Origin of the sequence: Streptomyces torulosus, from assembly GCF_001419765.1 — a bacterium.
In the GTDB taxonomy this organism is placed as follows: Bacteria; Actinomycetota; Actinomycetes; order Streptomycetales; family Streptomycetaceae; genus Streptomyces; species Streptomyces torulosus.
Window position 1 is genome coordinate 21265 of record NZ_LIRK01000070.1, and the last position, 7374, is coordinate 28638.

Below are 7374 nucleotides of genomic sequence, written 5' to 3' on the forward strand. Positions count from 1 at the left end.
CTCCTCCCGCCCCCCTGCGTCGGTTGGCTCTCCCGTGCGCGGGTCGCGTCCTCGGACGGCCCGAGATGAGCACGCGGGCGCAACCGGCCGGAGCCCCGCCACCCCCCGGGACGGAGACGGGCAGGGCGGAACCGGACCGGTCAGCACTCTCGGCGGGCGCCAGACAGGAGCGCCGACTCGGCTGGCTGCTCTGCGCGCCCGCTGTCGTCGTCATGATCGCCGTGACCGCCTACCCCGTCGGATACGCCGTGTATCTGTCCCTCCAGCGCTATGACCTGCGCTTTCCCGGACGGGCGGAGTTCGTTGGGCTGAGCAACTACGGGGCGGTGCTGACCTCTTCGTTCTGGTGGGACGCCTTCTGGGTCACGATGTTCATCACCGCCGTGTCCGTGGCGATCGAACTGGTCCTCGGGATGGGACTCGCCCTCGTGATGCACCGCACGATCTTCTGGCGTGGTGTCGTCCGCACGTCGGTCCTCATCCCGTACGGGATCGTCACCGTGGTGGCCGCCTTCTCCTGGCAGTACGCGTGGACCCCGGATCTCGGATATCTGGCCGAGTTGCTGCCCCAGGGGGACGCTCCCCTGACCGAGCAGTGGCCCGCCCTCTGGCTGATCATCCTCGCCGAGGTGTGGAAGACGACGCCGTTCATGGCCCTGCTGCTGCTCGCGGGCCTCGCACTGGTCCCCGAGGAGACCCTGAGGGCGGCCATGGTGGACGGTGCCACCGCCTGGCAGCGCTTCACCAGGATCATGCTGCCGCTGATGAAACCGGCCATCCTGGTGGCACTGCTCTTCCGCACCCTGGACGCGTTCCGGATCTTCGACAACATCTACATCCTGACCGCGGGCGCCCAGGGAACCGGCTCGGTGTCGATCCTCGGGTACGACAACCTGTTCACCGCGCTGAACCTGGGCATCGGCTCGGCGATCTCGGTCCTGATCTTCATCTGCGTCGGGATCATCGCCTTCACCTTCGTCAAACTGTTCGGCGCTGCCGCACCAGGCGCGGAGGTGAAGCGCTGATGGCCGCAGTGGGAAAGACACATGCCGCCCGATGGGGTGTCCTGAACGTACTGGTCGTGCTGTACGCCCTGTTCCCGGTGGGATGGATCGCCGCACTGTCGTTCAAGAACCCCAGCACCCTGACGGACGGCAACTACATCCCCACGGACTGGACCTGGGACAACTACCAGGGCATCTTCGAGACCTCCGAGTTCACCCGGGCGCTGATCAACTCGATCGGTATCGCCCTGATCGCCACGGTGATCGCGGTGGCGCTGGGCACCATGGCCGCCTACGCGGTGGCCCGGCTGAGGTTCCCCGGCAAGCGGGTACTCATCGGCATGTCGTTGCTGATCGCCATGTTCCCGCCGATCTCCCTGGTGTCGCCGCTGTTCAACATCGAGCGGATCATCGGGATCTTCGACACCTGGATCGGGCTGATCATCCCGTACATGACGTTCTCCCTGCCGCTCGCGATCTACACCCTGTCCGCCTTCTTCCGGGAGATCCCCTGGGATCTCGAGAAGGCCGCCAAGGTCGACGGGGCGACGCCCGCGCAGGCCTTCCGCATGGTCATCGTGCCGCTGGCCGCGCCGGGCGTGTTCACCACGGCCATCCTCGTGTTCATCTTCTGCTGGAACGACTTCCTGTTCGCGATCTCGCTGACCTCCACCGAGTCCGCGCGCACCGTGCCCGCCGCGATCGCGTTCTTCACCGGGAGCTCCCAGTTCCAGCAGCCCACGGGGTCGATCGCCGCCGCCGCCGTGGTCATCACCATCCCGATCATCGTCTTCGTCCTGCTCTTCCAGCGGCGGATCGTCGCCGGACTGACCTCAGGGGCGGTCAAGGGCTGAACTCCCCGACCGCGCACTCCCCGACCGCGGCAGGCAGAACACGGGTCCGAGGGGCTGACCGCAGTACGCCGACCCGGACCGCATGAAGGTATGAAGGCAAGGAGGCACCACCCATGGCCGAGATCATCCTCGAGGGAGTCACCAAGCGCTTTCCCGACGGGTCCCTCGCCGTCAAGGACGTGGACCTCGAGATCGCCGACGGCGAGTTCGTGATCCTGGTCGGTCCGTCGGGATGCGGCAAGTCCACCACACTGAACATGATCGCCGGCCTGGAGGACATCACCGAGGGCACCCTCCGCATCGGAGACCGCGTCGTCAACGACCTCGCTCCCAAGGAACGCGACGTCGCCATGGTCTTCCAGAGCTACGCCCTCTACCCGCACATGAGCGTCCGGGAGAACATGGGCTTCCCGCTGCGCCTGGCCAAGGTGGACAAGGCCACCATCGACGCCAAGGTCACGGAAGCCGCGCAGATCCTCGATCTGACCGAGCACCTGGACCGTAAGCCCGCCAATCTCTCGGGCGGCCAGCGTCAGCGGGTGGCAATGGGACGGGCGATCGTCCGTGATCCCAAGGCGTTCCTGATGGACGAGCCGCTGTCCAACCTCGATGCCAAACTCCGGGTCCAGATGCGCACCCAGATCTCCCGGCTGCAACGGCGCCTCGGCACGACCACCGTGTACGTCACCCACGACCAGACCGAGGCGATGACACTCGGCGACCGGGTCGTGGTCATGCGACAGGGCCTGGTCCAGCAGATCGGGACACCGGCCGAGTTGTACGACCTGCCGCGCAACATCTTCGTCGCGGGCTTCATCGGATCCCCGGCCATGAACTTCCTGAACGCCACCCTCGAGGGCGGTGCCCTGCGCTCACCCGTGGGCGATCTGCCCCTCGACGACCGTACGAGACGGTCGCTGGAGGAGCAGAACGCGCCACGCGAGGTCATCATCGGGCTGCGGCCGGAGGCGTTCGAGGACGCGGCCCTGTCCCACGAAAGGGACCGCACGAGCCCGGTCTTCACCGCCACCGTGGAGGTACTGGAGTCGCTGGGCTCCGATGTGTACGTCTACTTCACCGCGGAGGGCGGACCCGCGACGACCACCGAGTTGGAGGAGCTCGCCAAGGACTCCGGTCTGCGCGACACCGGCGCCGACACCCATCAGCTCGTGGCCCGTCTGGACGCCGCCACACGTGCGCGCGAGGGTGAGCCCCTTGAGTTGCGGGTCGACATGGCCAAGGCCCATGTGTTCGATCCGGCGAGCGGAGCGAACCTCACGCATCCGGAACGGGTGGACTGACGGGGTCGGAGGCCGTTGTCCCATCGGTGGGAGAACCGCCTCCCCGTGGCCCGGGCCCTGCTCCGTCCCTCCCGCGGGCTCGGTCAGACCTCGACCAGCACCTTGCCCCGGTTCCCCTCCCGGTTCACGTAGAGGCTGCGGTACGCGTGCGGGATCGCGTCGAAGCCCTGGTGGACGGTCTGGTGGTACTGGATCTCACCGGCGCGGACGAGACCTCCCAGCTCCTGGTGCATCCGAGTCAACAGCGGCTCGTGGAACCACTCCTGGGCGAAGATGCCGCGGATCGTGGTGCGCGGGAACATGATGTACGGCAGCAGCCGTGGCCCGGTCAGTTCACCGTTCACCGTGGTGGCCCACTGCCAGCAGACGGCCACCTGGCTGTCCACGTTGAGCATGGTGAACACCGCGTCGGTGATGGTTCCGCCCAGGTTGTCGAAGTACCGGTCGACCCCGTCGGGCGCGGCGAGCAGCAGCTCCTGCCGTACCTTCTCCGCGTCGTCGGCCTGCGCGTAGAGCACCACCTCGTCGAAGCCGAGCCCGCGCAGGTACTCGACCTTGCCCGGTGAGGCGGTGGTGCCCACCACCCGGGCGGCGCCCGCCCGCCGGGCCAACTGGCCCACCAGCGTGCCGACCGAGCCGGACGCGCCGCTGACCACCACCGTGTCGCCCGGGCGTACGGACATGAACCGGGTGAGGGTGCCCCACGCGGTCATCCCCGGCGCGCCCATGACGCCGAGCGCGGTGGACAGCGGCAGCCGCTCGTCGTACCGCTCCGGGTCGAGCCGGCGGTAGGCCGGGAACACCATCGGGAACGTGCCCGTCCGCCACACCTCCTCGGCGCCGTTGTGGACCACATGGCTGCGCCAGCCGCCGAAGCCCTGCACCAGGTCACCGACCGCGAACGCCGCCTCCGGCCCCGCCTCCAGCACTTCCATGATCGAGTCCGCGCCCATGTGGTGGCCGATCGGCGTCTCCAGCGCCAGCCCGTTCTGATACGGGTCGACCGACACGTACCGTGTGCGGAACAGCATCTCGTCGGGGCGGAGGTCGATCTCGACGTCCTCCACCACCTTCTCGTAGATCCGGTCCACGTCCGGGACCCCGCCGAGGTGTTCACGGACGACCCACTTCTCGATCCTCATGTCAGGGCTCCTGTCTCGCTGTTCGAGGGATCGCTCGTCGTACCGCTCCCGTCGGCGGCCCGCGCCTGCCGGGGCGGCCCGCCGACCGGGATGACCACATGCGTCGGGGGTGGGGCGCTCCGGTCGATGTCGGCGGTGAACTCCAGGCCGTCGTCCCGGCAGATGAACTGCATGACGTGCCGGCCGGCGGCGGCCGCCCGGATCAGGCCGCCGATGGTCGCCCAGACCCCGGAGAGGTAGAAGTCCGACAGCCCGGGCAGGACCGGGCCGCTGCGCTTGATCTCCTCCTCCACCGTCTCCGCGCCCTCCACGAACGGGTTCCAGCCAGGGAACGTGCCGTCGTAGACGCCCGTGTAGCGGACCTGGGTCAGCGGGGTGGAGACGTCGGCGACGGCCACCGCGTCCTTGAACCCGGGGAACCGCTCGTCCAGGAAGGAGACGATGCCGTTGCGGACCTCCCGCTTGGCGGTCAGATAGTCCCTGCCGTGCCGGACCGGCAGGGTGTGCAGCTCCTGACCGCGCCGGACCCGCGAGGACCGTTCCGGCCCCTGGTGCAGCTCCCGCCAGGGGACGATGTCGGAGAAGTACGTCGCGAACACCACGGTGGACTCGCGCGGCGCCAGCTCCGGGTAGTGCCGGGTGCGGAACTGCACGTTCATCGACGGGCAGCGGATCCCGGTCAGCGCGCTCGCCTGCTGCTCCGTCAGCAGATAGGTGGTGCACGGGTCGCCCTCCGGGAAGGGCTTGCGCAGCCCCAGGAAGAGGGAGACGTACCCGGGGGACAGCTGGCCGGGCTGGTCGATCAGCGAGGTGTAGAGCCTGCGGTAGGTGTCGTTGAGGTACCTGCCGCCCAGCAGCTTCATCACCGTGGTGTGGCCGTCGGCCGCCGAGACCACGATGTCGGCGCGATACTCCCGGCCGTCGCTCAGCCGTACGCCCACCGCGCGGTCCCGCTCGACCAGGATCTCCTCGACCCTGGCGTTGTAGGTGATCTCACCGCCCAGCTTGCGGTACCGCTCCTCGACCGACCGGGCGAGCCCCAGCGAACCGCCCTCCGGCACACCCGCCGCTTGGTTGGCGTGCGAGGCCAGCTGGAAGTAGAACGGCAGCACCGGGAACGCCGGATGCTTCTCGTAGAGGATGAAGTTGAACGCTTCACGCAGCAGCGGGTCGCGGAACCGCTGAGCGTAGTCCGTCATCAGCACGGTGATCGACTTACGGATGGTGTTGAAGTACGGGACGAAGGAGGCCATCATCCGCCACCGCTCCCACCGGCCCATCAACCCGACCGGCTTGAGGAACGGGTAGACCGCCAGCGCCTTGCGGAACGTGCGGATGCCCGCGCAGAACTCCCGGATGGGCGCCGCGTCGGCCGGGGAGAGCGTGAGCAGGTGCGCCTGGAGCCGGTCCGGGTCGGAGTAGAAGCGGACCGCCCGGCCGTCCCGGCCACGGACGATGTTGAACACGTCGAAGTGCCGCATCTCCTTGCCCTGGAGCGCGCCCAGTTCGAGCCAGATCTGGTACATCTCGTTGCCCGGACCGTTGCCGAGGAGCCAGCTGACGCACCAGTCGAAGGTGAAGTCGCTGCGGTCCCAGCCGGTGCACGAGCCGCCGGGGATCTCGTGCATCTCGAAGATCCGGGTCCGGTAGCCGTTCATCCGGGCGTAGCACCCGGTGGAGAGACCGCCGAGACCACCGCCGATGATGATCATCGATTCCCGGCGACGGCCGGTACGGGTGTCGGTTCCGGTTCCGGTTCCGGTTGCAGGGCCAGCGTCCTTCTGCCGCGCCAAATCCTCTGTCCTCCTCGTCGTATCGGTGTGGTGTGCCGGGGGGCCGTTCGTGTGCCCGGTCACCAGGCGACCGGGAGTGCCTGGAGACCGTTGACCATCGCGTCCTGCTTCCAGCTCAGTTCGCTCTCGGGGACGGCCAGCCGCATCCCGGGCAGCCGGTGCAGCACCCGCTCGATCGCCACCTGGAGCTCCAGCCGGGCCAGATGGGCGCCGACGCAGTAGTGCACGCCGTGGCCGAAGCCGATGTGCGGGTTGGCGCCGCGGTCCATGACGAGGCGCTCCGGCTCCTGGAACACCTCCGGGTCGCGGTTGGCGGCGGCGGTGGCGATCATCACCGCCTCGCCGGCCCGGATCGTGATGCCGCCCAGCTCGACATCGGCGGTCGCGTACCGTGCCAGGTTGAAGCCGGTGAGCAGCGGCACGTAGCGCATCAGCTCCTCGACGGCCTTCGGGATCAATTCGGGGCGCTCTCGTAGCCGCGTCAACTCCTCTGGATGTACGAGGAGTTGGTGGAAGAAGTTGCCGATCTGGTTGGTGGTGGAGACGAAGCCGGCGATCAGCAGGTCGCAGGCGATCGACAGCAGCTCCTCCTCGCTGATCAGGCCCTCCTCGCGGCAGGCCCGGACCAGGGCGGTGAGCAGGTCGTCGCCCGGCTCTCGGCCCCGTAGCTCCAGCACGCCGACCATGTACTCCACGAAGGCCCGGCCCTCGGTGGCGAGCACCTCCTGGGGGGTGATGGCGGAGAGCACCGTCTCCGCCCAGTGCCAGAGCATCCGGTGGTCCTTGGCGGGGATGCCGAGCACCTCGCAGATGATGGTGGTCGGCATGGGGATGGCGAAGTCCTCGACCAGGTCCGCCGGTTGGCCCGCGACCACCATCCCGTCGATCAGCTCGTCGGCCAGTTGCCCGGCCCGCGCGCGCAGGGGCTCGACCCGGCGGGCGCTGAACTGCCGTGCGACCAGGGAGCGGAGCCGGGTGTGCTCGGGCGGCTCCGTGGAGAACAGACCGGCGCCGGTACGGGCCACCGGGCGCATCCGCGGCTGGTCCCGGCCCATCGAGGCGGCCAGGCTGAACCGCGGGTCGGCCAGGACCGTCCGTACGTCCTCGTACCGGGTGACCAGCCAGGCGTCGTCGCCGTACGGCATGCGGATGCGGGCCGGGGCGCGTTCGCGCAACTCCGCGTAGGCGGGGTCGAGGTCGAGGCCGCGCGGGGCGAAGGGGTAGGGGAGGGGGGGGTGTTGATCCGGCATGGGGGATCAGTTCCTCTTACGGTGGCGGTG

6 protein-coding genes are annotated in these 7374 nt (G+C 68.7%); 3 read left to right on the forward strand and 3 right to left on the reverse strand.

Annotated features, from left to right (window positions below; genetic code table 11):
* Positions 1 to 65: 65 nt before the first annotated feature.
* The 3 genes from AOK23_RS06205 (at position 66) to AOK23_RS06215 (ending at position 3159) form a co-directional block, all read left to right on the forward strand.
* Positions 66 to 1025, forward strand: coding sequence for a carbohydrate ABC transporter permease (locus tag AOK23_RS06205; RefSeq protein ID WP_055711729.1), 960 nt, complete (start codon positions 66 to 68; stop codon positions 1023 to 1025).
* Entirely contained in the window at positions 1025 to 1858 is an 834-nt protein-coding gene (locus tag AOK23_RS06210) for a carbohydrate ABC transporter permease (protein ID WP_055711730.1), read from the forward strand. Before AOK23_RS06205 ends, AOK23_RS06210 begins: the two co-directional genes overlap by 1 nt.
* Positions 1859 to 1971: 113 nt before the next feature.
* Positions 1972 to 3159: an ABC transporter ATP-binding protein gene (locus AOK23_RS06215; protein ID WP_055711731.1), complete on the forward strand. Its 1188-nt coding sequence runs from the start codon at positions 1972 to 1974 to the stop codon at positions 3157 to 3159.
* A gap of 83 nt (positions 3160 to 3242) precedes the next feature.
* Here the strand turns inward: AOK23_RS06215 and AOK23_RS06220 are convergent, their stop codons facing one another.
* From AOK23_RS06220 to AOK23_RS06230, 3 genes are all read right to left on the reverse strand, one after another.
* A complete protein-coding gene (locus AOK23_RS06220; RefSeq protein ID WP_055711732.1) occupies positions 3243 to 4301 on the reverse strand; it encodes an MDR family NADP-dependent oxidoreductase in 1059 nt (352 codons plus the stop codon).
* A complete protein-coding gene (locus tag AOK23_RS06225; protein ID WP_055711733.1) occupies positions 4298 to 6013 on the reverse strand; it encodes a phytoene desaturase family protein in 1716 nt (571 codons plus the stop codon). The genes AOK23_RS06220 and AOK23_RS06225 overlap by 4 nt, the downstream gene beginning before the upstream one ends.
* A gap of 140 nt (positions 6014 to 6153) precedes the next feature.
* A complete protein-coding gene (locus AOK23_RS06230) occupies positions 6154 to 7344 on the reverse strand; it encodes a cytochrome P450 (protein ID WP_055711734.1) in 1191 nt (396 codons plus the stop codon).
* Between the last annotated feature and the right edge of the window lie 30 nt (positions 7345 to 7374).